22 protein-coding genes are annotated in these 22,290 nt (G+C 61.0%); 15 read left to right on the top strand and 7 right to left on the bottom strand.

The genetic code is table 11. The annotated features are described in order from the left end of the window. Window positions 1-6: 6 nt before the first annotated feature. The 3 genes from ACLEJQ_RS12895 to ACLEJQ_RS12885 form a co-directional block, all read right to left on the bottom strand. Window positions 7-1,119: a succinylglutamate desuccinylase/aspartoacylase family protein gene (locus ACLEJQ_RS12895; protein ID WP_440795484.1), complete on the bottom strand. Its 1,113-nt coding sequence runs from the start codon at window positions 1,117-1,119 to the stop codon at window positions 7-9. A 150-nt stretch (window positions 1,120-1,269) separates the two neighbouring features. After that, window positions 1,270-2,049, bottom strand: a complete 780-nt coding sequence (locus ACLEJQ_RS12890) for an ABC transporter substrate-binding protein (RefSeq protein WP_440795482.1) — start codon at window positions 2,047-2,049, stop codon at window positions 1,270-1,272. 320 nt (window positions 2,050-2,369) lie between these two features. After that, window positions 2,370-2,804 (bottom strand): rhodanese-like domain-containing protein, encoded by a 435-nt coding sequence (locus tag ACLEJQ_RS12885; protein ID WP_440795480.1) that lies wholly within the window; start codon window positions 2,802-2,804, stop codon window positions 2,370-2,372. A 101-nt stretch (window positions 2,805-2,905) separates the two neighbouring features. Here ACLEJQ_RS12885 and ftrA point away from each other — a divergent pair, with 101 nt between their 5' ends. After that, window positions 2,906-3,865 (top strand): transcriptional regulator FtrA, encoded by a 960-nt coding sequence (ftrA, locus tag ACLEJQ_RS12880; protein WP_440795478.1) that lies wholly within the window; start codon window positions 2,906-2,908, stop codon window positions 3,863-3,865. Window positions 3,866-4,056: 191 nt separating this feature from the next. Here ftrA and cobF read toward each other — a convergent pair whose 3' ends face one another. Then, window positions 4,057-4,815, bottom strand: a complete 759-nt coding sequence (cobF, locus tag ACLEJQ_RS12875; protein WP_440795476.1) for a precorrin-6A synthase (deacetylating) — start codon at window positions 4,813-4,815, stop codon at window positions 4,057-4,059. Further along, the gene (locus tag ACLEJQ_RS12870; RefSeq protein WP_440795474.1) at window positions 4,812-5,378 is read right to left on the bottom strand and encodes a histidine phosphatase family protein; all 567 of its coding nucleotides are present in this window, start codon (window positions 5,376-5,378) and stop codon (window positions 4,812-4,814) included. The genes cobF and ACLEJQ_RS12870 overlap by 4 nt, the downstream gene beginning before the upstream one ends. A gap of 291 nt (window positions 5,379-5,669) precedes the next feature. Between ACLEJQ_RS12870 and ACLEJQ_RS12865 the strand changes: the two genes are divergently transcribed. From ACLEJQ_RS12865 to ACLEJQ_RS12815, 11 genes are all read left to right on the top strand, one after another. Next, window positions 5,670-6,524 carry a MurR/RpiR family transcriptional regulator gene (locus ACLEJQ_RS12865; protein WP_440795472.1) on the top strand — a complete coding sequence of 285 codons (855 nt, stop codon included), beginning with the start codon at window positions 5,670-5,672 and terminating at the stop codon, window positions 6,522-6,524. Window positions 6,525-6,526: 2 nt separating this feature from the next. After that, complete coding sequence (locus tag ACLEJQ_RS12860) at window positions 6,527-7,171, top strand: isochorismatase family cysteine hydrolase (protein ID WP_440795470.1); 645 nt, start codon at window positions 6,527-6,529, stop codon at window positions 7,169-7,171. Beyond that, a complete protein-coding gene (locus ACLEJQ_RS12855; RefSeq protein WP_440795468.1) occupies window positions 7,168-8,520 on the top strand; it encodes a glutamine synthetase in 1,353 nt (450 codons plus the stop codon). The genes ACLEJQ_RS12860 and ACLEJQ_RS12855 overlap by 4 nt, the downstream gene beginning before the upstream one ends. Then, entirely contained in the window at window positions 8,504-9,256 is a 753-nt protein-coding gene (locus ACLEJQ_RS12850) for an N-formylglutamate amidohydrolase (RefSeq protein WP_440795466.1), read from the top strand. Before ACLEJQ_RS12855 ends, ACLEJQ_RS12850 begins: the two co-directional genes overlap by 17 nt. A 65-nt stretch (window positions 9,257-9,321) precedes the next feature. After that, entirely contained in the window at window positions 9,322-10,671 is a 1,350-nt protein-coding gene (locus ACLEJQ_RS12845) for an APC family permease (RefSeq protein ID WP_440795464.1), read from the top strand. A gap of 113 nt (window positions 10,672-10,784) precedes the next feature. Further along, window positions 10,785-11,801 (top strand): arginine N-succinyltransferase, encoded by a 1,017-nt coding sequence (locus tag ACLEJQ_RS12840; RefSeq protein ID WP_440795462.1) that lies wholly within the window; start codon window positions 10,785-10,787, stop codon window positions 11,799-11,801. A gap of 61 nt (window positions 11,802-11,862) precedes the next feature. After that, a complete protein-coding gene (gene astA, locus ACLEJQ_RS12835) occupies window positions 11,863-12,897 on the top strand; it encodes an arginine N-succinyltransferase (protein ID WP_440795460.1) in 1,035 nt (344 codons plus the stop codon). A gap of 101 nt (window positions 12,898-12,998) precedes the next feature. Continuing rightward, window positions 12,999-13,763, top strand: coding sequence for a hypothetical protein (locus tag ACLEJQ_RS12830; protein WP_440795458.1), 765 nt, complete (start codon window positions 12,999-13,001; stop codon window positions 13,761-13,763). Next, window positions 13,760-14,449, top strand: coding sequence for a transposase (locus tag ACLEJQ_RS12825; protein ID WP_440795456.1), 690 nt, complete (start codon window positions 13,760-13,762; stop codon window positions 14,447-14,449). Before ACLEJQ_RS12830 ends, ACLEJQ_RS12825 begins: the two co-directional genes overlap by 4 nt. Continuing rightward, entirely contained in the window at window positions 14,437-14,619 is a 183-nt protein-coding gene (locus ACLEJQ_RS12820; protein ID WP_440795455.1) for a hypothetical protein, read from the top strand. Before ACLEJQ_RS12825 ends, ACLEJQ_RS12820 begins: the two co-directional genes overlap by 13 nt. A 188-nt stretch (window positions 14,620-14,807) precedes the next feature. Beyond that, window positions 14,808-15,677: an isocitrate lyase/PEP mutase family protein gene (locus ACLEJQ_RS12815; protein ID WP_440795453.1), complete on the top strand. Its 870-nt coding sequence runs from the start codon at window positions 14,808-14,810 to the stop codon at window positions 15,675-15,677. 206 nt (window positions 15,678-15,883) lie between these two features. On the opposite strand, the gene ACLEJQ_RS12810 is transcribed toward ACLEJQ_RS12815, so the two are convergent. Next, window positions 15,884-17,113, bottom strand: a complete 1,230-nt coding sequence (locus ACLEJQ_RS12810) for an acyl-CoA dehydrogenase (RefSeq protein WP_440795451.1) — start codon at window positions 17,111-17,113, stop codon at window positions 15,884-15,886. Window positions 17,114-17,288: 175 nt separating this feature from the next. Between ACLEJQ_RS12810 and ACLEJQ_RS12805 the strand changes: the two genes are divergently transcribed. The 3 genes from ACLEJQ_RS12805 (at window position 17,289) to ACLEJQ_RS12795 (ending at window position 19,785) form a co-directional block, all read left to right on the top strand. Continuing rightward, window positions 17,289-18,218: a LysR family transcriptional regulator gene (locus tag ACLEJQ_RS12805; protein ID WP_440795449.1), complete on the top strand. Its 930-nt coding sequence runs from the start codon at window positions 17,289-17,291 to the stop codon at window positions 18,216-18,218. Window positions 18,219-18,418: 200 nt separating this feature from the next. After that, window positions 18,419-18,811 (top strand): MerR family transcriptional regulator, encoded by a 393-nt coding sequence (locus ACLEJQ_RS12800; protein WP_440795447.1) that lies wholly within the window; start codon window positions 18,419-18,421, stop codon window positions 18,809-18,811. Between the two features lie 74 nt (window positions 18,812-18,885). Then, on the top strand, window positions 18,886-19,785 hold the full coding sequence (locus tag ACLEJQ_RS12795; protein WP_440795445.1) for a hydroxymethylglutaryl-CoA lyase: 900 nt from the start codon (window positions 18,886-18,888) through the stop codon (window positions 19,783-19,785). A 665-nt stretch (window positions 19,786-20,450) separates the two neighbouring features. Here the strand turns inward: ACLEJQ_RS12795 and ACLEJQ_RS12790 are convergent. Continuing rightward, window positions 20,451-22,148: an AMP-binding protein gene (locus ACLEJQ_RS12790; protein ID WP_440795443.1), complete on the bottom strand. Its 1,698-nt coding sequence runs from the start codon at window positions 22,146-22,148 to the stop codon at window positions 20,451-20,453. Window positions 22,149-22,290 lie beyond the last annotated feature (142 nt).

Below are 22,290 nucleotides of genomic sequence, written 5' to 3'. Positions count from 1 at the left end.
CACTTATCAGTCGTTGCTCAATTTCCCGCTGCGAATCGGCTCGCGCCCAGCAACTTTGGCCTGCCAGATGCCCGGCTCGGTATAACGCCCTCGATCCACCGCGAACAGCACGCCGCTGGTGCCGGCCCGCACCGTGGTAACCCGGTCGCTCAGTGGGTCGACGACTTCGAACAACGGTTCGCCCCGCTCGACCGATTCCCCGACTTCGCGCAGGAAACTCACCACACCGTGGTGCGGCGCGAACAGGTACTCAGTACCCTCGAACGGAAGGCCTTCGCAGCACTCGGCGGGCGCGGGCGCCCAGTCGCCAGCGATAAAGCCCTGTTCAGCGAGAAATCCCAGGATCGCCTCGCAGTTGGCCTGGGCCTGCTCCACTCGTGTGTCGCCCATGCTCCCCAGCTCCAGCGTGGTGGCCAGGTTGGCCAATGGGATCGCCGCCTCGGGAAAGGCCTTCGCCAGGCGCAACCAAGGGGTGGAGCAGGACTCGTCGAACGAACTGCCGCCCGAGTCCTCGCACAACAACGCCACCCCGGCCTTCAACCGCGCTGCCAGGGTCCGCCACTGTGGCCAGTGCTGCGGCAAGGCGTACAAGTGAATCGACGCCTCGAAATCGCAGTGCAGATCCAGGGTGACGTCAGCGTCGCAGGCATGCCGCAGCAACAGCCGGTGCAGCGCTTCGAGCTGCGACGGTGGTGCTGGCAGATCGTCGAGCACTTGCACCATGGTCTGGCGGATCAAGGTGATATTGGCCGCCGGGTCGTCACCCAGACGATCACCGATACGTTGCGCCACCGGCGCACTGAGTTCGACGAAGGCACGGTTGAAATTCTTGCCGCTGCCCAGTTCGAAACGGCCCATGTGGGCGGCTTGCAGATGTTGGTCCAGGCCGATGGGGTTGGCCACCGGTACCAGTTCGATCACGCCCTTGAGCAAGCCTTGGGCCTCAAGGTCGCTGAGGCGCTGCTTGAGCTCCCAGGCGGTGCGCATGCCCGGCAACTCATCGGCATGCAGGCTGGCCTGGATATAGACCTTGCGCGGACCATGGCCGTAACGAAACACACTGAGCCGGCGCTCGGTGCCCAGATGGCTCCATGGCAGGGTATGGTCGATGCGTTGCATGAAATCTCCAAATCACGAAGAGGAAAAACCGTTGGCGCAGGGTAAAACAATCGCCCAAGAAAAAGGCGGCCGACCGGGTCAACGGCGGGCCACCTCGGTTTTTAACGCCGCATAGCCAAGTTTCAAGCTATTTCGTACATAGCCTTGCGATTAATGCCCGTAGACATCGAAGGCGAAGTATTTGTCCTGGACCTTCTTGTACTCGCCATTGGCGCGGATCTCGGTGATGGCCGCGCTGAACCGATCGGCCAGCGCCTTGTCGCCCTTGCGCACCGCAATGCCGGCGCCGCCACCGAAGTATTTGGCGTCTTCATAGGTCGGGCCGACGAACGCAAAGCCTTTGCCGGCGTCGGTTTTCAGGAAACCCTCGTCCAGGTTGACCGAGTCGGCCAGCATCGCGTCGAGGCGACCGGCTACCATGTCCAGGTTGGCTTCCTGCTGGGAGCTGTAGCGCACCAGGTTGATGCCGGCCGGCACCAGTACTTCCGTGGCGAAACGGTCGTGGGTGCTGGCGCGCAGCACACCGACTTTCTTGCCCTTGAGCTCGGTCAGCGGATCCTTGACCTCAGTACCTTCCTTCATCACGAAACGCGCCGGGGTGTGGTAGTACTTGATGGTAAAATCAACGTTTTTCTTGCGGTCGTCGGTGATGGTCATGGACGACAGGATCGCATCGATTTTCTTCACTTTCAGCGCCGGGATCAGGCCGTCGAACTCCTGCTCGACCCAGGTGCACTTGACCTCCATCTGCGCACAGAGCGCATCGCCGATATCGACGTCAAAGCCGGTGAGCTTGCCGTCCGGGGTCTTCATCGAGAACGGTGGGTACCCAGCCTCGATCCCGAGGCGGATCGGCTTGGCCTCTTCAGCCACAGCCGACAGGGACAGTACGGACAGTGCCAGGGCACCGAACATTGCTAGCTTCTTCATGTTTGCTCCTGAGTGCGCAGGTTTCTTATTGATGATTGTGAGCAGATTCGTAGGCAGCGTTCGGTCAGCAACAACCGAAGTGGCCGGGAGTCTAGAGGGGCAGTCAGGAGGGGAATTGTGTTTATGCGACAAATAGTTATAGCGAATCACCTGCGCTCAGCGGCGCAACGCCGCAGTACCGTTGGCGTGGTGTGCCCAAAGGGTTTGATTGCCACAGAACCTCTGTGGGAGCGAGCCTTGCTCGCGATAGCGGTGGGTCAGCTTGCATCGATGCTGAATGTGCCAACGCCATCGCGAGCAGGCTCGCTCCCACAAGAATGTCAGCAATCGCAGCCGATCGCCTGGTCCGTCACACGCTCCACCGAACCGGTCAGGCGAAAACCTTCGTCGAGCCAGCCCATCACGCCGCCGATCATCTCCTTGACCGGGTACCCCAACGTGGCCAGGCGCACCGCCGCTTTGTTCGCGCCATTGCAATGGGGCCCTGCGCAATACACCACGAAGAGCGTGTCCTGCGGATAGGCAGCCAGCGCTTGCGCCGTGAGCGTGCGGGTCGGCAGGTTGATCGCCCCGGGCACGTGCCCGCGCGCGTAAGCCAGTGGGCCGCGTACATCCACCAATACAAAATCGACCTGGCCGGCCTGTTGGCTGGCGTGAACGTCGGAACAATCGGTTTCAAACGCCAGACGTGCGCTGAAATGCTGCAGGGCGATTTCGGACGAGGCAGCAGGTACTTCGCGAACCGAGCTAGTCATCGTGGGTACTCCAGGGTAGATGAGGGCGTGAAGAGACTTTATCCGCCCGGTGCTTACCGCTAAAGTGGCGCACAAGACACTCTGTGGGAATTTTCCGCCAAATGCAGCCTACACCCGGTCTGGTCGCGATCCTGGCCTACGACGGTCTGTGCACCTTCGAGTTCGGCGTCGCCGTCGAGATCTTCGGCCTGGAGCGGCCTGAGTTCGATTTCCCCTGGTACGAGCACCGGATCGTCGCGGTCGACGAGGGCCCGATGCGCGCGATGGGCGGCTTCCGGGTATTGGCAGACGGCGGCATGGAACTGCTCGACAGCGCCCGGACCATCGTCGTGCCAGGCTGGCGCAGCCGCAGCGAGCCGCCGTCCGAAGCCTTGCTCGCGGCATTGCGCCGCGCCCATGCCCGCGGTGCACGACTGCTGTCGATCTGTTCGGGGGCGTTCGTGCTGGCGGCCGCCGGGCTGCTCGACGGATTGGGCGCCACCACCCACTGGCGCTACACCGAAGAATTGGCTGACAGCTTCCCCGACGTGCGGGTCGACCCCGATGTGTTGTATGTCGATTCAGGCCAGGTCATCACCTCGGCCGGGAGTGCCGCCGGCATCGATGCCTGCCTGCATCTGGTGGCTCGGGACTATGGTGTCCAGGTCGCCAACACCGTGGCGCGTCGGTTGGTGATGTCACCGCAACGTACTGGCGGTCAGGCACAGTTCATCCCCTCACCGGTCAGCCGCACGCCACGCAGCGATCTGTCGAGCGTGATGCAATGGGCCCGCGAGCGCCTGCACGAACCCCTCGGCGTGCGCGAACTGGCCAGCCAGGCAGCCATGAGCGAACGGACTTTCCTGCGGCATTTCACCCAGGCCTGCGGCCAGTCGCCCAAGGCCTGGCTGCAACACGAGCGCCTCGCCCGCGCCCGGGAATTGCTGGAAAGCACCGACAGCAACACCGAGAACATCGCCCAGTTGTGCGGCTATCGCTCGGTGGAAAGCTTTCGCGTGGCGTTTCGCAGCGTGGTGGGGTTGGCGCCGTCGGTGTATCGGGAGCGGTTTGGGCGCGGGTGAAGAAATGAAACACTTAAGCATGCGCCCCCTGTGGCGAGGGAGCTCGCTCCCGCTCGACTGCGAAGCAGGCGCAAGATTCCAGCAGGAGACTAAGTGGCATGGGGCTATGGACATTGGGGTCGCTACGCAACCCAGCGGGAGCAAGCTCCCTCGCCACAGCAAGCTCCCTCGCCACAGATGGAGTTGCCCGGCTACCGCGGCTTGCGCAGCAAATAACTGTCCATGATCCATCCATGGGTCTGGCGCGCAGCCGTGCGGGTGCGTTCGATTTCATCGGCCACGTCCCCCAGCCGGCCAGAAACGAGAATTTCCTCGGCCATGCCCACGTAGGCGCCCCAATAGATCTGCGTATCCGGATCGTTTACCTGGCGATACGCATCTTCGGCATCGAGCATCACCGCCACACTGGACGCATCGCCCACCTGCCCTGCTGCCAACCGCCGTCCGCTGGTAATGTGTACTGAGCCGCCAATGTCGTTCAACGGCACTCTGTGCCGAGCCGCGAGAGCCTGGAGGCTGGTGATGCCGGGGATGACTTCGAATTCGAAGGCGCAGCGTCCGGCGTCAAGAATGGCCTGCAAGATGCGCACGGTGCTGTCATACAACGCCGGGTCCCCCCAGACCAGGAAGCCACCACATTGCCCGTCCGCCAGCTCTTCGTCGATCAAGCGTTCGAAGGTCGCCTGCTTCGCACGGTTCAGATCTTCGACGCTGGCCGTGTAGTCCGTGTCGCCGCGTTGACGCTCGGGGCTGTCGGCTTCGACGAATCGGTAGGTGCGATCGGCGATATGGCGACGACAGAGTTCTCGTCGCAGGTCCAACAAGGTGTGCTTGGCGGGTCCCTTGTCCATGAGGAAGAACACATCCACCCGGTTCAGCGCCTTTACCGCCTGGATCGTCAGGTGGTCCGGATCGCCCGCGCCGATGCCAATGACTGACAGTTTCTTCATGACGACGCCTCCTGAATGCGCAAACGCCATACGCCGTTGAAGCGCAACTCGACGGCGGACAGTGGTTCTATGTCGATCCGGTTGAAACTCGCAGCCGGGCAACCCAAGGCCGTCACCAGCGCCGCACGAATCACAAACGGGTGGGTGACCGCCAGCACGTGCCCCGGCCAGGCTTGCAGGCTTGCCATCCATGCATCGACACGTTGGCACAAGCGTGCAACGGACTCGCCGCCATGGGGCGCTGCCTGCGGATCGTCGAGCCAAGTGTGCACGGCCTGAGGTTCAGTCCTGAGCAAATCATCGACGCACAACCCGCGCCAGCGACCGAAATCGCAATCGGCCAGGGCCTGCTCCACCTGAGGCTCGGCACCGTACAGCGCAGCCGTCTGGCGCGTGCGCAGTTCCGGCCCGCATAGCAGCCGCCCGACACCTCGATATTCGTGGCCGCTGCCCAGGCGCCCGGCCAGCCAGTCGGCATCCAGCGGTTCGTCCAGGCCGAAACGCCCCCGTTTCTGGGCGACGGTACGGGCGTGGCAGATGAGGGTCAGGCGAGTGGCTTGCACAAGGGATGCTCTGGCGAGGGAAAAAGGAAGCAACGATGCCTTTCGTGGTTGTACAACACCTTATACGAAATCAAATTACCGAGACAAAAAGGCGCAATTTCTTACACAGATATAAGCACCAGCTGACATACCCGGTCGATTCGACCGCGACCAAGTCCTACAAGGGTTTCGCACCATCTTCGAGCATCATAAACGGGAGGTAAAAACCGCTGGACATGTAGCACCAGCTACATAAATACTATTTTCAGGAGTTATGTAAGATATCCAACACCATCCAGGCAAGGAGCACGGATGCCGCCCCTCAGAGACCTGATCACCGATCCCGGCATTGACCTGACGCCGTCGGAGCGCAAGGTCGTTCGCGCCCTGCTCGATCACTATCCCCGCAACGGCCTGGGCCCGATGTCACGCCTGGCGGAGCACGCCGGGGTCAGCGACCCGACGATCGTGCGGCTGGTTAAAAAACTCGGCTTTGGCGGCTATGCCGAGTTCCAGGATGCGTTGCTGCGTGACATGGACCATCGCCTGCGCTCGCCCCGCACCCTGTTGCGACCACGGGCCAAATCGCAGCAAGGCGATACCTGGAGCCAATACCTGGCGACCAGTCACCGCAATCTGCTCGACACCCAGGCCCTGACCCAACCTGAGGATGTGCGGATCCTGGTGCAATGGCTGCTCGATGCGCGCCATCAAGTGCATTGCTTCGGCGGACGCTTCAGCAGCTTTCTCGCCCACTATCTGCTAAACCATCTGCGCTTGCTGCGCGCCGGTTGCTTTGCCCTGGAAGACAATGCCCAGCTGCCCGACCGGCTGTTCGACGTGCAGCGCCAGGACGTGGTGCTGATTTTCGATTATCGGCGCTATCAGGCCCAGGCCCTGCGCGTCGCCAGCGCGGCCAAGGAGCGCCATGCGCGGGTCGTGCTGTTCAGTGACGTCTACGCCTCGCCCCTGCGGGAATTGGCCGACCTGATCATCAGCGCGCCGGTGGAGTCGGCCTCGGCCTTCGACAGCCTGGTTCCGGCCCTGGCCCAGGTCGAGGCGCTGGTCGCCTGCCTGACCCTGCAATGCCCTGACCTGGCCGAACGCCTGGAAGGAATCGACACCTTGCGCACGGTATTCAACACGCACCTGCTGGAGGAAAAATAAGGATGTTCTCGCTCCCCCATCGCTCGCCCCGGGACCTGCCGTTCACCTGTGACCACACGGCACTGCTGCTGGTGGACATGCAACGCGCCTGGCTGGACCCACGACTGGATGCCCACCTCGAGAGCCCGGACGCCGAATATTTCATCCAGCGCGCCCGCCGGCAGGTGATTCCCAACCAGCAGCGCTTGCTTGAGGCGATGCGCGGGGCACGACAGAACGTATTGCATACCCATATCGAAAGCCTGACCGCCGATGGCCGCGATCGCTCACTGGATCACAAACTGTCCGACATGCACCTGCCCAAGGGCAGCCCCGGAGCGCAGATCATCGACGAACTGACGCCGCGGGAGAACGAGATCGTCCTGCCCAAGACCTCCTCCGGCGTGTTCAACTCCACCAACATCGACTACGTGCTGCGTAACCTGCAGACCCGGCACCTGATCGTCGCCGGCATCGTCACCGACCAGTGCGTCGACATGGCCGTGCGCGACGCCGCCGACCGTGGCTATCTGGTGACCCTGGTAGAAGACGCCTGCGCCACCTATACCGAACAACGCCACCTGGCTTGCTTGAACGCGATCAAGGGTTACTGCTGGATCACCGACACCCGGACCGTGCTCGGTCGCTTGCAGGAGATGCAGCCATGAACCGCTTCGATGCGGCATCGCCCCTGGCACCGTTACCCGTCACTACGCTGGTGAGCACCGACCTGATCGGCATCACCCGCGGTCGCTCGTTTCCCAGCGATGAATTGCCCCAGTACGTCGCGGCCGGGTGTGGCTGGGTACCGGCCAACAGCGCGCTGACGCCCCAGGACATCATCGCTTCGAGCAACCCTTGGGGCGCCTATGGCGACTTGCGCCTGGTGCCGGACCTGTCCAGCCGAGTGACGGTCAACAACGGCCCGGACGCCCAGGCCCCGGCCCTGGATTACATCCATTGCGATGTGCGCGAAACCGATGGCCGACCGTGGGCGGCCTGCCCGCGCACGCTGCTGCATGACGAAGTGGAGCGCTATCGCACCGAGCTGGGTCTGCAAGTCTTCGCCGCGTTTGAGCATGAGTTCAGCCTCAACAGCACCCCGGCCCAGCCGGATCGACCGGCCTTCAGCCTCCAGGCCCAGCGCCAGCAGGCCGGGTTCGCCGGCTGGCTGCTCAGCGCCCTGCGGGCTGGTGGCGTCGAACCGGAGATGTTTCTGCCTGAATACGGCAAACATCAATACGAAATCACTTGCCGTCCGACACTGGGGGTGGCTGCCGCCGACCGCGCGGTAAACGTGCGCGAGATCACCCGCGAGATCGCCCGGCAGATGGGCCTGGACCTGAGCTTCGCCCCCAAGATTGCGCAAGATGCAGTGTGCAATGGCGTGCATTTGCACCTGAGCCTGCAAGACCTGAGCGGTGATCCGGTGCTCCATGACGCTACCAGCGGCAACGGCTTGTCCAACCTCGGCCAGCAGTGGGCGGCCGGTGTGTTGCAGTACCTGCCGGCGTTGTGCGCGCTGACCGCACCGACACCAGTGTCCTACGAACGCCTGCAACCCCATCACTGGAGTGCGTCCTACACCTGCCTGGGGCAGCGCAACCGTGAAGCGGCGCTGCGCATCTGCCCGACCGTAACCTTGGGCGGCAGACCGGTGGCGACCCAGTACAACCTGGAGTTCCGCGCCATGGACGCCACCGCCTCGCCACACCTGGCCATGGCCGCGCTGTTGATCGCCGGACGCCTGGGCATCCAGCAACGCTTGGCGCTGACAGCGATCACCGATGAAATACCCGACCAATTGGATGAAGCACAACGCCGCGCCCGTGGCATTATCGCCCTTCCGACGACCCTGGCCCAGGCACTGGACTGCCTGCGCAACAGCGGTGCGCTGCGCGAAACCCTGCCCGCCCCGCTACTCGATACCTACTTCGCCTTGAAGGCCCAGGAACTGGCCTTGACCCAGGCGCTGTCACCCGCGGAGCGTTGTGAGCACTATGCGCGAATCTATTGAATGTGCCGAAGCCGGTCTCTACACCGGCCCGGCTTACCGGTTGCTTCGGGAAGACTCGGAATACCCGGTGCTGCTGGTGTGCGAGCATGCCAGCCGTTTCATCCCCCCGGCGCTGAACGACCTGGGCCTTGACGACACCGCCTCCCGCGAACACATTGCCTGGGACATCGGGGCTCTGACCCTGGCCGAACGTCTGTCCGAGACCCTGGGCGCAACGCTGCTGTCGGCCAATTATTCCCGGCTGTTGATTGACCTCAACCGCCCGCTGCATGTGCCCGACAGCATTCCACCCCAGAGCGAGATCTACCAGATTCCCGGCAACCAGTCCCTGGACGCTGCCACACGCGAATACCGCCAGCGATGCCTGTTCCACCCTTTCCATGATCGCCTGCGCGGGCTGATCGACGCCCGCCTGGCCGATAAACGCCCGGTGCGAGTGGTGGGTATCCACAGCTTCACCCCGGTGTTCTACGGTCAACCGCGGGCGCTGGAAGCCGGGGTGCTGTTCGGCGAAGCCCGGGACTATGCCCAGCGTATCGTCGACGGGTTGGCGCGGCATTCGTTGCGGGTGGCAGGCAACCAGCCCTACAAGATCAACCCGCTGAGCGACATGACGGTTCCGGTGCACGGCGATGGACGCGGCCTGGATTCGGTGTTGATCGAAGTGCGCAACGACCTGCTGCGCACCCCCGAGGCGGTACGGACCTGGAGCGCCTATCTGGCGCCACTGCTGTAGCGCCGCAGCGGTACGTCTGCGGCGCCCCGCAAAGCAACCCACACAGCTGAAAAGGAAAACGGCTCATGAGTATCGAGGCATTTGGCTACAAGCAGGAATTGAAGCGCAGCCTGTCGCTGACGGACCTGGTGGTGTACGGGATGATCTTCATGATCCCCATTGCCCCGTTCGGCGTGTATGGCTACGTCAACGCCGAAGCGCCGGGGATGGTGCCGCTGGCATACATCGTGGGCATGGTGGCGATGCTGTTCACCGCGCTAAGCTACGGCAGCATGGCCCAGGCGTTTCCGGTGGCAGGTTCGGTCTACTCCTACGCGCAACGAGGCTTGAACCCACACGTCGGGTTCATCGCCGGCTGGTTGATGCTGCTCGATTACCTGCTGATTCCGCCGTTGCTCTACGTCTACGCGGCCATGGCGCTGAACCATCTTTACCCGGAAATTCCCAAGGTCGGCTTCATCCTGGCGTTCCTGGTCAGCGCGACCTTCGTCAACCTGCGCGGCATCACCTTCACCGCACGGATGAATATGGTTTTCCTGTTGGCACAACTGATGGTGCTGGGGATCTTTCTGTTCTACGCCTGGAATGCCCTGCACGGCGGTGCCGGTAACGGCCAGTTGACGCTGGCACCGTTGTACAGCCCCGAGCACTTCAATTTCGCGCTGTTGATGCAAGGCGTGTCCATCGCCGTGCTGTCGTTCCTGGGTTTCGATGCGATCTCCACCCTCGCCGAAGAAATCAAAGACCAGCCAGGCCGCAGCGTCGGCAAGGCTGCGCTGCTGACATTGTTGGTGATGGGCGCAATTTTCGTGGTGCAAACCTGGATCGCCACCGACCTGGCGGCCGGGATGGGTTTCAAGTCCGCCGATACTGCGTTCTATGAAATAGCCGAGCTGGCGGCCGGCAGTTGGCTGGCGACCCTGACCGCCGTCGCCACGGCGCTGGCCTGGGGCGTGGCGGTGGCGATCACCTCGCAGGCCGCAGTGTCGCGCCTGTTGTTCGGCATGGCCCGGGACGGCAAATTGCCGAAAGTGTTGGCCAGGGTGCATGCGAAACACAACACACCGTACTTGAGCATATACCTGGTGGCGCTGCTGTCGCTGCTGATCTGCTACCTGTTCATCGACGCAGTGGACACCCTGACCTCCCTGGTCAATTTCGGCGCCCTGAGCGGTTTCATGCTGTTGCACATTACCGTGATCAATCATTACTGGCGCCGCCAACGCTCCGGCCAACTGATTCGCCACCTGGTCTGCCCACTGGTGGGCTTCGCGATCGTCGCGGCCATCATGTACAACATGGGCGTGGATGCGCAGAAACTGGGCCTGATCTGGATAGCCGCTGGCCTGGTCTATCTGTTTGCGCTCAATAAATTCGGCAGCCGCAGCGTCCTGCCCGACCCGGCCGGCCAATGAGCTTCCCGAGCGGCCGAAGGGGCTGGCCGCTCATAACAGAAGCGCGTGGACATCGACAGTGATCGTCAAGCCTGGTGCCGCACATCGGGCTCCCTGGAACAGGAGTGCATTCCATGCTGGCTTTACGTCCAGTTCAGTTAACCGACCTGCCGCAATTGCAGCAGTTGGCCCGTGACAGCCTGGTGGGCGTGACGTCGCTTCCCGACGACACCGAGCGCCTGAGGGAGAAAATCCTCGATTCGTGTGCCTCGTTCGAAGCCGATGTACAGGTGGCCGGCGGCGAGAACTATTTTTTCGTATTGCAGGACCTGGTCTCCGGGCGCCTGGCAGGCTGTTCGGAAATTCTCTCCAGCACCGGTTGCAACGAGCCGTTCTACAGCTTGCGTCATCGGCCGTTTTCCAGCGAGTCGCGGGAACTGAACATCCAGCACGGCGTTCCGGCACTCTCGTTGTGCCAGGACCTCAGCGGCCAGACACTGCTGCGCGGTTTCCATATCGACGCCCAGCGGGTGCGCACGCCGGAGTCGGAACTGCTGTCTCGGGCCCGGCTCATGTTTATCGCCGCCCACCCGCGACGCTTCGCCGAATCGGTCATCACCGAAATCGTCGGCTTCAGCACCGAGGACGGCCAGTCGCCGTTCTGGGACGCCATCGGCCAGCACTTCTTCGACCTACCTTACGTGGAGGCAGAACGGTTGTGCGGCTTGCAGAGCCGGACCTTCCTCGCCGACCTGATGCCGCAATACCCGATCTACGTGCCCATGCTGCCGCCGGCCGCCCAGGACTGCATCGGTCGGGTGCACCCCGACGGCCAGGAGGCCTTCGACATTCTTGAACGCGAAGGTTTTGAGACCAACAGTTACGTTGATCTGTTCGACGCAGGGCCGACGCTGCATGCCCGTACCGCGAACATCCGCTCCATCAGTCAAAGTCGCCACGCCATCGCTCGGCAAAGCAACCAGATCGACGCTCGGGGCCGTTACCTGGTGAGCAACGACGGCCTCGCAAATTACCGGGCCATCGTGGCCGAGCTGGACGTCAGCGCCGACGGCCCCGTGGCATTGACGCCCGACATGCTGGAGGCCCTGGGGGTGACCGATGGAGAGCAGATCCGGGTGGTGGCCTTATGAACCCGACTCGATCCCGTGTCTTGCATTGGCGCGTCCCCTCTCACGACCAAGGAACCGCATCATGATTGTCCGCCCGGTCGCCATCACCGACCTGCCCGCACTGCTGGAGCTCGCCCGTTGCGCGGGCCCCGGCTTTACCAGTCTGCCGGCCAACGAAGAACGCCTGGCCCACCGTGTGCGCTGGGCCCAGCGCACCTTCGCCGGGCAGGTCGAACGGGCCGACGCCGATTATCTGTTCGTGCTCGAAGACGATGACCGCCAGGTAGTCGGGATCAGCGCGCTGACCGGAGCGATTGGACTGCGCGAAGCGTGGTACAACTATCGGGTCGGGGTGACCGTCAGCTCGGCGCCGGAACTGGGCATCCAGCGGCAGATCCCGACGTTGTTTCTCAACAACGAGATGACCGGGCAATCGGAAGTCTGCTCATTGTTCCTGCACCCCGAGCAACGTCACGGTCACAACGGGCGCCTGTTGTCCCTGGCACGCCTGTTGTTCGTGGCCGAGTTCCCGCAGATGTTCGGTGAAAAACTGATCGCCGAACTGCGCGGGCATGCTGACGAGCAAGGCTGTTCGCCGTTCTGGGACAGCCTGGGCCGGCATTTCTTCAAAAAGGATTTCATTTATGCCGACCAGTTGTCCGGCATGGGTAATAAATCCTTCATTGCCGAGCTCATGCCGCGACAGCCGCTGTACACCTGTCTGCTGACGGAACAGGCCCAAGCGGTGATCGGCAAGGCCCACCCGAACAGCGAACCGGCCATGAGAATCCTCAATGCCGAGGGCTTCAGCCATAAAGGCTATATCGATATTTTCGATGCGGGCCCGGTGATCGAGGCCTCGGTATCGAACATCCGCACTGTGCGTGACAGCCAGGCGCTGACTTTGGGCATTGGCACGCCGGACCCACGAGCGCCGTTCTGGCTGATCCATAACCGGCGCCTGGAAAGCTGCCGTGTCACCAGCGCCAGGGCGCATCAACATGGCCATAGCCTGCTGGTCGACCGACTCACCGCCAAGCGTCTGCAAGTGCAACCGGGGGACACAGTGCGCGCCGTACCATTGCCCGAACGCCGACAAAAAGCGCAGGCGGCGTAGCCCGCCAGCCATCAGTAATACTTGCCGACAATTCGTCAATTGCCCTCAAGGAGTTTGAAAACCCATACTTTTGAACGTCGCCATCTGCCACGGCTCTGTTCATGATTAAAACGCTAATTTCCAAAAAGATGCCACTCGAATACATCGCGGAAACCATCAAGTCACTCGACATGGCGGCGCAGATTAACCAGTTGATTGTCGACCTCAAGCATCATCCAACATTCGCTACCGCTCGCCCCCGGCAGGCGGTCATCATGACTTTGACCAATCGGCACACCGCAACCCTCACACTGCATAGCAGCGGTATCGGCAACATCAGTATCAAGGCCCCCACACTAGGCAGCAGGGCCTCGCAACTGTATTCAGTACCCGGACAGAGTATTTTATTTGCCATTGACCAACCGTTCGAAGTTCAGCTGTACGCGATCAACTCGCAACAACTTGAGAAAACCGGGATTTGTCTCATCGATCAAAATAATCCCCTCGTGGTGGATGGCCGCCGAACATTGTTCGACTACCACCGACCTGGCGCCGGGTTGGTCGGTCGGATAAATCTGCCCGACAGGACGGCTGACATCGATGTATTTGATCGGACTTCATTGCGCAAAGTCGCCTGGCTACCCCATGACGAAAGCGCGGCACGGTACCTGGTGAGCCTCGAGTTGCTCGAGGCGGTTCAGGACCCCGATAGCGTCAGGGTCGCCGGGGAATTGATCTATCACTATCACCCCGCCGTCGCCTGGAAAGCCTTCCAGACACTCTATCTGGCTGATCCGCAAACGGCGGTGAGCTACGTGGCGCTGTTGAAAAAACACCGCAACGCCCGTCTCGATACCCTGCTCCTGCCATTCGAGCAAGCCGCATGAGGCTGGAAGTATTTGTCGAGCGCTTGAAAAGTTACGACTTGCAACGTGATAAGGATGAAATTCGCGCAGCATTGCAAGCGTTAGCCACCAACCGCTCAGTATTAAGTTCGCATCTGTACGTCACGCTGCAACGAGACGGCTTTGATACACGCAACAGCCTTTACAACGCCTATGGTTTTGTCCTTCACAGTGATGAAGATTTCACTCTGCGCCTGAGTTTCTGGTCCCCCGTGGAGACTCACGATGAGAGTGAAACTTTTATCTACAACGTGAACCACAACCATGACTTTGAAATTTACTCGGTGGGTTATAGCGGCGATGGTTACACCACTGTTATTCGCGAAATACTGGATGACCTGCCACTGCAAAAGGGTAAGAGGCCTCGACTGGGCAAACAGCGAATACTGAAACTTGCCCTAGGGACAGTTCTGTATATGCCAGCACTGCGCGAAATCCACAGGCAAATAGCACCGACCTCAATGTCCGCTTCACTGAGCCTGCTTATTCATCCGGCAGACCTGGAACAGGTCGATGACGCCTGGTGCTTCGATGAAGATTACATACCCGTTCACCCCGGCGTAGCGGCGCAAGAGATCGCCTTGTTCGACGATACGTTGTCGTTGCTGAAAGCCGACCCGATGTTTTCCGATAAATCTAAAGAAGGAGATGAACCATGCTTGACCTGATCAAAGACTGGGATGAGGCGCCTTTATTGCGGGCCGGTTCCAATGTGATCGACACCGCCACGCACTTGACGAACGAAACCCACTGCACGATCCCGGGATTTCCGACGCGCTTCAATGTGGGGAACATCCACGAAATCAAGGAAATCTGGAACTTGCCATACCCAGACTGACCCCGCTTTCTTTAGGTCGGCGCGCCCTGCCAGGCTACTGTCCTGCGGGTTGTGGCCTTTCTGACGATGCGCTGAAAGCATGGCCCATGCGCATTCGTCATCTTCTTTTTGCTTGCCACGTGATAGCCTTTGGCTCTTTCGGCGTTGACACTTTTGCTCAAGCCGTTCCATTCCATGGTGGAACTCACATGTCCAGGCTTTCTCATCAAGATTTGCGCCGCAACTTCCGTCAACTGCTGGCTTCCAAGACCTGCTACCACACCGCATCCGTGTTTGACCCGATGTCGGCGCGCATCGCCGCCGACCTGGGTTTTGAAGTGGGGATCCTGGGCGGCTCGGTCGCCTCGTTGCAGGTGCTGGGCGCGCCGGACTTTGCCCTGATCACCCTCAGCGAGTTCGCCGAACAGGCCACCCGCATAGGCCGGGTGGCGCAACTGCCGGTGATCGCCGACGCCGACCACGGCTACGGCAACGCCTTGAACGTGATGCGCACCATCATTGAACTGGAACGTGCCGGCGTGGCCGCGCTGACCATCGAGGACACCCTGTTGCCGGCCCAGTTTGGCCGCAAGTCCACGGACCTGATCGGAGTGGCCGAAGGCGTCGGCAAGATTCGTGCGGCGCTGGAGGCGCGCGTCGACCCGGAAATGGCGATCATCGCCCGTACCAATGCCGGGATTCTGCCGGTCCAGGAAATCATCAGCCGTACCCAGCAATATGAACGGGCCGGGGCGGACGGGATTTGCATGGTAGGGGTACAGGATTTCGAGCATCTGGAAAAGATCAGCGAAAACCTGAGCGTGCCACTGATGCTCGTCACCTATGGCAACCCGCTGCTGCGCGACGACAAACGCCTGGCTGAACTGGGCGTGCGGGTGACCATCGACGGCCATGGCGCCTACTTCGCCGCGATCAAGGCCACCTATGACAGCCTGCGCGAACAGCGGCAGATCTTCACCCAGGCTTCAGACCTCAGCGCCACCGAACTGACCCACACCTACACCCAGCCCGAGGAATACATCCGCTGGGCCGAGGAATACATGAGCGTCAAAGAGTGACCTGACCTCCAGCCCTGAGGTGCATTCAGGAGCGCATCGCGAGCAGGCTCGCTCCCACAGGAGATCCAGGTGGCCGCGATGCTCCTCTGTGGGAGCGAGCCTGCTCGCGAATGCGGTGGGTCGGCTTGCATCTCTTTTGAAGGTGCCGCCCTCTTCGCGGGCAAGCCCGCCTCCACAGGGGTCTATTGGCGGATGCAAGATTGCCTTCAGCGCCCGCTACGCAGCATTTCCTTGGGCACGTACTTGCCGATCTCGAACTTGCCGATGGCGGCGCGGTGCACTTCGTCCGGGCCGTCGGCCAGGCGCAGGGTGCGTTGCATGGCATACATGTAGGCCAGTGGGAAATCGTTGGAAACCCCGGCCCCACCATGGATCTGAATCGCCCGGTCGATGACCTTCAAAGCGACATTGGGCGCGACGACCTTGATCTGGGCGATTTCGCTCTTGGCCACTTTATTGCCGACAGTGTCCATCATGTACGCTGCTTTCAAGGTCAGCAGGCGCGCCATGTCGATTTCCATCCGTGAGTCGGCGATCTTGTCGACATTCCCACCCAGGCGCGCCAGCGGCTTGCCGAAGGCGGTGCGGCTGACGGCACGCTTGCACATCAATTCCAATGCCCGCTCGGCCATGCCGATGGAACGCATGCAGTGGTGAATCCGTCCTGGGCCAAGGCGCCCCTGGGCAATTTCAAAGCCGCGTCCTTCACCCAACAACACGTTTTCGTACGGCACCCGAACGTTGTCGAACACGACTTCGGCATGACCATGGGGTGCGTCGTCGTAGCCGAACACCGGCAGCGGTCGTACGATTTTTACTCCAGGGGTGTCCACCGGCACCAGGATCATCGAATGCTGGGCATGGCGCGGTGCATCGGGGTTGCTCAGGCCCATGAAGATCAGGATCTTGCAGCGCGGGTCGCAAGCGCCTGAAGTCCACCATTTCTTGCCGTTGATCACCCACTGGTCGCCGTCACGCTCGGCACGGGCAGCCATATTGGTGGCGTCCGAGGAGGCAACGTCCGGCTCGGTCATGGCAAAAGCCGAACGGATCTCGCCGCGCAACAGCGGTTCGAGCCAGCGTTGCTTCTGTTCCTCATTGGCGTAACGCACCAGCACTTCCATGTTGCCAGTGTCCGGCGCCGAGCAGTTGAACGGCTCCGGCCCCAGCAAGGAACGCCCCATGATTTCCGCCAGCGGCGCATATTCCAGGTTGGTCAGACCGGCACCCAGTTCTGACTCAGGCAGAAACAGATTCCACAGGCCTTCAGCCTTGGCCTTGGTCTTGAGCTCTTCCATGATGGCCGTGGGCTGCCAACGGTCGCCTTCGGCCACTTGCCGTTCGAACACCGCTTCGGCCGGGTAGACGTAGGCATCCATGAACGCCGTGACGCGTTCACGCAGTTCCTGAACCTTGGGGGAATAGGCGAAATCCATGGGCAGCACCTTCTGGCAGAGGTTGTTTTAGGTCATGAAAACGATCCTAGTTCAGCTACGAAAATTTACCTAACCTATTCTCGGCATGTATTAACATTCATCACCGATATATGGTTCACTGATTTTCATCGCCACCGGGCCCCTCACAACAAGTCAAGAATAAGAGTGCAGCGCCATGAATCTGAGCAAGGTCGATCTCAATCTCTTCATCGTCTTCGATGCGATCTACACCGAAGCCAACCTGACCCGTGCCGGGCAGATCGTCGGCATCACTCAGCCGGCGGTGTCCAACGCCTTGGCGCGTTTGCGCGAAACGTTCAACGACCCGTTGTTCGTGCGCACCGCCCAGGGCATGGTGCCCACCCCGATGGCCCAGAACATCATCGGCCCGGTGCGCAACGCCTTGTCGCTGCTGCGGGTATCGGTGCAGGAAAGCCGGATCTTCAACCCGTTGCAGGCAGTCAAGACTTACCGCATCAGCATGACCGACCTCACCGAGGGCGTGATCCTGCCGCCACTGTTCCAGCGCCTGCGCCGTCTGGCGCCGACCGTGGCCATCGAGAGCTTCCTGTCCAAGCGCCGGGAAACCACCAAGGAACTGGCAGCCGGGCGCCTCGACTTCGCCGTGGATGCGCCACTCAATACCGACCCACAGGTGCGCCACGTCAAGCTGATGGAGGACCGTTATGTATGCGCCATGCGCAGAGGCCATCCCTTGGCGGGCAAGGAGAAAATCGGCCTTGACGACTACCTGGCCCAGACCCACGTGCATATCTCCAGCCGCCGCAATGGGCTGGGCTACGTCGACCTGGCCCTGGGCAAGATGGGCATCCAGCGCAAGATTGCCTTGCGCTCGCAACATTATTTGATGGCCTCCCAGGTGTTGCAGCAGACCGATATGGTCATGACCGTCCCGGAACGCTTCGCACGTCGCCACGACCTGCACGCCTTCCAGTTGCCGGTCAACGATGTACCGCCGGTGGAGACCCACCTCTACTGGCATGAAAGCACCGACCAGGACCCGGCCAACCGCTGGATGCGTGAGCAGATGATCGAGCTGTGCCAGCAGGTGACGGCGCATGAGAAGAAGCTGGAGAAGGTCTAGGAAATCGATACTGTGGGAGCGAGCCTGCTCGCGATAGCGTCAGGTCAGTCAGCGCTGATGTCGGCCGATCTACCGTTATCGCGAGCAGGCTCGCTCCCACAGGTTCTGCTTTTACCGTCGAGCACCAACAGCCCTTTGCTTGACGCGAACGTCAACCTGCCTTTAGCTTAGCGCCAGCCCTTTTCGTTTCGAGCGCTTCCATGAGCAGCCAGACCTATAGCATCTCCGACCTCGCCCGCGAGCTGGACATCACCACGCGGGCCATCCGTTTCTATGAGGAACAAGGCCTGCTCAGCCCGGAGCGTCGGGGCCAGGAACGTATCTACTCGCCCCGGGACAAAGTCAGCCTGAAGCTGATCCTGCGGGGCAAGCGCATCGGTTTTTCCCTGGCCGAGTGCCGCGAGCTGATCGAGCTCTACGACCCCACCAGCGGCAACCAGAAACAGCTGCACAGCATGCTGGCGAAAATTGCCGAACGCCGGGAACAACTCGAACAGCAATTGCTGGACATCGAGCAGATGAAACTGGAACTCGACACCGCCGAAGAACGCTGCATCCAGGCGCTGGAGCAGACGATCAACGGTGATGAATAATCCAATGACACAACTGCCTCTGTGGGAGACATCATCGTTCTCGACATCATTGGCAAACCACACAGGTCAACCCCATGTCCCTCCCCTCCTTTGTACGCTTGATCGAAGTCGGCCCCCGTGACGGCCTGCAGAACGAAGCGCAACCCATCAGCGTCGCCGACAAGGTGCGCCTGGTGGACGCCTTGAGCGCCGCCGGCCTGGGCTACATCGAAGTCGGCAGTTTTGTCTCACCCAAATGGGTGCCGCAGATGGCCGGTTCCGCCGAGGTGTTCGCACAGATCCAACGCAAGCCCGGCGTAACATATGGCGCCCTGGCACCGAACCTGCGGGGTTTTGAAGACGCACTCGCCGCCGGCGTGAAAGAAGTGGCAGTGTTTGCCGCCGCCTCCGAAGCATTTTCCCAACGCAACATCAATTGCTCCATCAAGGAAAGCCTGGAACGCTTCGCACCGATCATGCAAGCCGCCCGGCAGCACGGCGTCAGCGTGCGCGGTTACGTGTCCTGCGTGCTGGGCTGCCCGTACGAAGGTGCGGTCAAGCCTGAGCAGGTCGCCTGGGTCGCCCGCGAGTTGTATGAGATGGGCTGCTATGAAGTGTCTCTGGGCGACACCATCGGCACGGGCACTGCCGGCGCCACGCGCAGGATGTTCGAAGTGGTGGGTGCGCAGGTGCCACGGGACAAGCTCGCCGGTCACTTCCACGACACCTATGGCCAGGCCATGGCCAACGTGTACGCCAGCCTGCTGGAAGGCATCGCAGTGTTCGACAGTTCCATCGCCGGCCTGGGGGGCTGTCCTTATGCCAAGGGCGCCAGCGGTAATGTTGCGACCGAAGACGTGCTGTACCTGCTCAATGGCTTGGGTATAGAAACCGGTGTTGATCTGGATGCCCTGATCGACGCCGGTCAACACATCTGTGCCGTGCTAGGTCGCCCTACCGGTTCACGCGTCGCCAAGGCCCGCCGTGCACAGTGAGGTGTTACCGCTGGCTTTGTAACGGCGGCGAAACGAGTAACACGGAAACAATTTGTCAGGTTTGCACCGACAGGATTTTCGGCGAAAAAACCCAATACCCTGATTTATAAGGATTTTTAAAAGTTGGCACGCCACCTGCTATATCTCTGGCATAACAAGAATAAAAAAAAGCAGCAAACCCAATAAAAACAAGACGAAACGACTCTGACATAACAAAAACAACACGGCAGAGACGCAGCTAACAGATTTTTTTGGAGAAGATGTGCTTTTCAGGGTGCTTCCAGGAGCAACCCGCAACCGGGCAGAGAATAATAAAACTACCTTCAGGTAGCTCCCGAATCGGTTGGATCGCCAGGCGAAAAAGCAGATCAGCGCTCAAAAAAATACGTTTGCTCTTGATCCCGGATGGGGATCGCCAAAAACAGCGGTAAAGGGCCACGGCTGCCAAAAACAACAACAGGCCGCCCCTCAATAATAAAAAAAGAGCACGCGACGACAAATTAAAGGGGAGCTTCGGCTCCCCTTTGTGCTTTCCGGATTTCAGGTTTCTCCTGGCGCAAGCCCTGTGGGAGCGAGCCTGCTCGCGATGGCGCAGTGTCAGCTTGCAGATATATCAACTGTTACACCGCTATCGCGAGCAGGCTCGCTCCCACAGGCGGATTTGCTCAGTCTGCCCTATCACCCAGCTCTTCAATGCTGATTTCGCGCATGCGGAATTTCTGGATCTTGCCGGTCACGGTCATCGGGAACGCCTCGACGAACTTGAAGTGACGTGGCGTCTTGAAGTGCGCAATGCGCTCCTTGCACCAGGCCTGCAATTGCTGCTCCGTGGCGCTGTGGCCGGGATGGAACTTGATCCAGGCGACGATCTCTTCGCCATAGCGCGAACAAGGGATGCCGATCACTTGTACATCGGCCACCGCCGGGTGTGTAAAGAAAAACTCTTCCAGCTCACGGGGGTAAATATTCTCGCCGCCGCGAATGATCATGTCCTTGTTACGCCCGACGATGCAGACGTAACCCTGCTCGTCCATCGTCGCCAGGTCACCGGTATGCATCCAACGTTCCTGGTCGATGACACCGGCAGTGCCTTCGGGGTTGTTCCAGTAGCCGAGCATCACGCTGTAACCGCGGGTACACAGCTCGCCGATGGTACCCCGGGGCACGAGGTCTCCGGCCTCGTCGATGATCTTGCTTTCCAGGTGCGGCTGGGTGCGCCCGACGGTGGTCACGCGCAGCTCCAGCTCATCCGCAGGACCGGTCTGCAGTGACACCGGACTGGTTTCGGTCATGCCGTAGGCAATCTGCACTTCACTCATGTGCATCTCGCCGATTACCCGCCGCATCACTTCGATCGGACAGGTGGCCCCGGCCATGATCCCGGTGCGCAGGCTGGACAGGTCGAACTCGCCCCGCTGCGGCTGGTCGAGCATGGCGATGAACATGGTCGGTACGCCGTACAACGCGGTGGCCTTTTCGTCGGCGACGGTCTTTAACGTCAATAGCGGATCAAAGGCATCGTTGGGGTAGATCATGGTGCTGCCATGGGTCATGCAGCCCAGGTTGCCCATGACCATGCCGAAGCAATGGTAGAGCGGCACCGGGATCACCAACCGGTCGATGTCGCTCAGGCCCAGGCTTTCGCCGACCATGTAGCCATTGTTGAGAATATTGTGATGACTGAGAGTCGCGCCCTTGGGGAAACCGGTGGTACCGGAGGTGTACTGGATATTCACCGCTTGATCGTAATGCAGGCTGGATTGGCGCTCGGCCAGTCGTGCAGGCGTCACCGCTGCGCCAAGGGCTGTCAATTGCGACCAGGGCAGGAAACCGGATGGGGGCTGGGGATCGAGGCTGATCACCCCACGCAACTCCGGCAGGCGCTCGCTGCGCAAATGGCCGATTGACTGCTCGGCCAACTCCGGCGCCAGGGCTTGCAGCATCGCGTGGTAGTCCGAAGTCTTGAACGCACCGGCACACACCAGCCACTGGCAGCCGGATTGTTTAAGCACGTACTCCAGTTCGGAGGTGCGATAGGCCGGATTGATGTTGACCAGGATCACGCCAATCTTCGCACTGGCGAACTGGCTGATGCACCATTGAGCGCAATTGGGCGCCCAGACACCGAGGCGATCGCCGGGCTGCAAACCCAGCGCCAGCAAGGCCCGGGCGTGCAGGTCCACCGCTTCGGCCAGCTGCCGCCAGGTGTAGCGCAACGACTGGTGACGAACCACCAGCGCCTCGCCGTCGGGATACCGCTGAACGGTCTGGTCGAAAGCCTCGCCGATGGTTTGCGCCAGCAGACCCTTGGCCTGCGAGCCTCGGGTGTAGCTGAGCTGCGATTGCGAACCGGGTTGATCCATGACGCCCCCTCTTGTCTTTATTAGTGGGTGTAGCGGTGAACCTTGTGCACACAGGCTTCTGTGGCGAGGGAGCTTGCTCCCGCTCGGCTGCGCAGCAGTCGTCATAGTAAGCACGCGCCAACTAGATACGAGCGCTACGCGC

The organism is Pseudomonas sp. SMV71 (assembly GCF_052042015.1).
Lineage (GTDB): Bacteria > Pseudomonadota > Gammaproteobacteria > Pseudomonadales > Pseudomonadaceae > Aquipseudomonas.
The sequence above is the reverse complement of the archived record's forward strand: the minus strand, read 5'-3'. Positions and strand labels throughout refer to the sequence as shown.

What these genes read in the sequence shown, in the direction of transcription:
- ACLEJQ_RS12895 (WP_440795484.1), bottom strand. Translation starts at nt 1,119, where the DNA reads ATGCAACGCATCGACCATACCCTGCCATGGAGCCATCTGGGCACCGAG.
- ACLEJQ_RS12890 (WP_440795482.1), bottom strand. Translation starts at nt 2,049, where the DNA reads ATGAAGAAGCTAGCAATGTTCGGTGCCCTGGCACTGTCCGTACTGTCC.
- ACLEJQ_RS12885 (WP_440795480.1), bottom strand. Translation starts at nt 2,804, where the DNA reads ATGACTAGCTCGGTTCGCGAAGTACCTGCTGCCTCGTCCGAAATCGCC.
- ftrA (WP_440795478.1), top strand. Translation starts at nt 2,906, where the DNA reads ATGCAGCCTACACCCGGTCTGGTCGCGATCCTGGCCTACGACGGTCTG.
- cobF (WP_440795476.1), bottom strand. Translation starts at nt 4,815, where the DNA reads ATGAAGAAACTGTCAGTCATTGGCATCGGCGCGGGCGATCCGGACCAC.
- ACLEJQ_RS12865 (WP_440795472.1), top strand. Translation starts at nt 5,670, where the DNA reads ATGCCGCCCCTCAGAGACCTGATCACCGATCCCGGCATTGACCTGACG.
- ACLEJQ_RS12860 (WP_440795470.1), top strand. Translation starts at nt 6,527, where the DNA reads ATGTTCTCGCTCCCCCATCGCTCGCCCCGGGACCTGCCGTTCACCTGT.
- ACLEJQ_RS12855 (WP_440795468.1), top strand. Translation starts at nt 7,168, where the DNA reads ATGAACCGCTTCGATGCGGCATCGCCCCTGGCACCGTTACCCGTCACT.
- ACLEJQ_RS12850 (WP_440795466.1), top strand. Translation starts at nt 8,504, where the DNA reads ATGCGCGAATCTATTGAATGTGCCGAAGCCGGTCTCTACACCGGCCCG.
- ACLEJQ_RS12845 (WP_440795464.1), top strand. Translation starts at nt 9,322, where the DNA reads ATGAGTATCGAGGCATTTGGCTACAAGCAGGAATTGAAGCGCAGCCTG.
- ACLEJQ_RS12840 (WP_440795462.1), top strand. Translation starts at nt 10,785, where the DNA reads ATGCTGGCTTTACGTCCAGTTCAGTTAACCGACCTGCCGCAATTGCAG.
- astA (WP_440795460.1), top strand. Translation starts at nt 11,863, where the DNA reads ATGATTGTCCGCCCGGTCGCCATCACCGACCTGCCCGCACTGCTGGAG.
- ACLEJQ_RS12830 (WP_440795458.1), top strand. Translation starts at nt 12,999, where the DNA reads ATGATTAAAACGCTAATTTCCAAAAAGATGCCACTCGAATACATCGCG.
- ACLEJQ_RS12825 (WP_440795456.1), top strand. Translation starts at nt 13,760, where the DNA reads ATGAGGCTGGAAGTATTTGTCGAGCGCTTGAAAAGTTACGACTTGCAA.
- ACLEJQ_RS12820 (WP_440795455.1), top strand. Translation starts at nt 14,437, where the DNA reads ATGCTTGACCTGATCAAAGACTGGGATGAGGCGCCTTTATTGCGGGCC.
- ACLEJQ_RS12815 (WP_440795453.1), top strand. Translation starts at nt 14,808, where the DNA reads ATGTCCAGGCTTTCTCATCAAGATTTGCGCCGCAACTTCCGTCAACTG.
- ACLEJQ_RS12810 (WP_440795451.1), bottom strand. Translation starts at nt 17,113, where the DNA reads ATGGATTTCGCCTATTCCCCCAAGGTTCAGGAACTGCGTGAACGCGTC.
- ACLEJQ_RS12805 (WP_440795449.1), top strand. Translation starts at nt 17,289, where the DNA reads ATGAATCTGAGCAAGGTCGATCTCAATCTCTTCATCGTCTTCGATGCG.
- ACLEJQ_RS12800 (WP_440795447.1), top strand. Translation starts at nt 18,419, where the DNA reads ATGAGCAGCCAGACCTATAGCATCTCCGACCTCGCCCGCGAGCTGGAC.
- ACLEJQ_RS12795 (WP_440795445.1), top strand. Translation starts at nt 18,886, where the DNA reads ATGTCCCTCCCCTCCTTTGTACGCTTGATCGAAGTCGGCCCCCGTGAC.
- ACLEJQ_RS12790 (WP_440795443.1), bottom strand. Translation starts at nt 22,148, where the DNA reads ATGGATCAACCCGGTTCGCAATCGCAGCTCAGCTACACCCGAGGCTCG.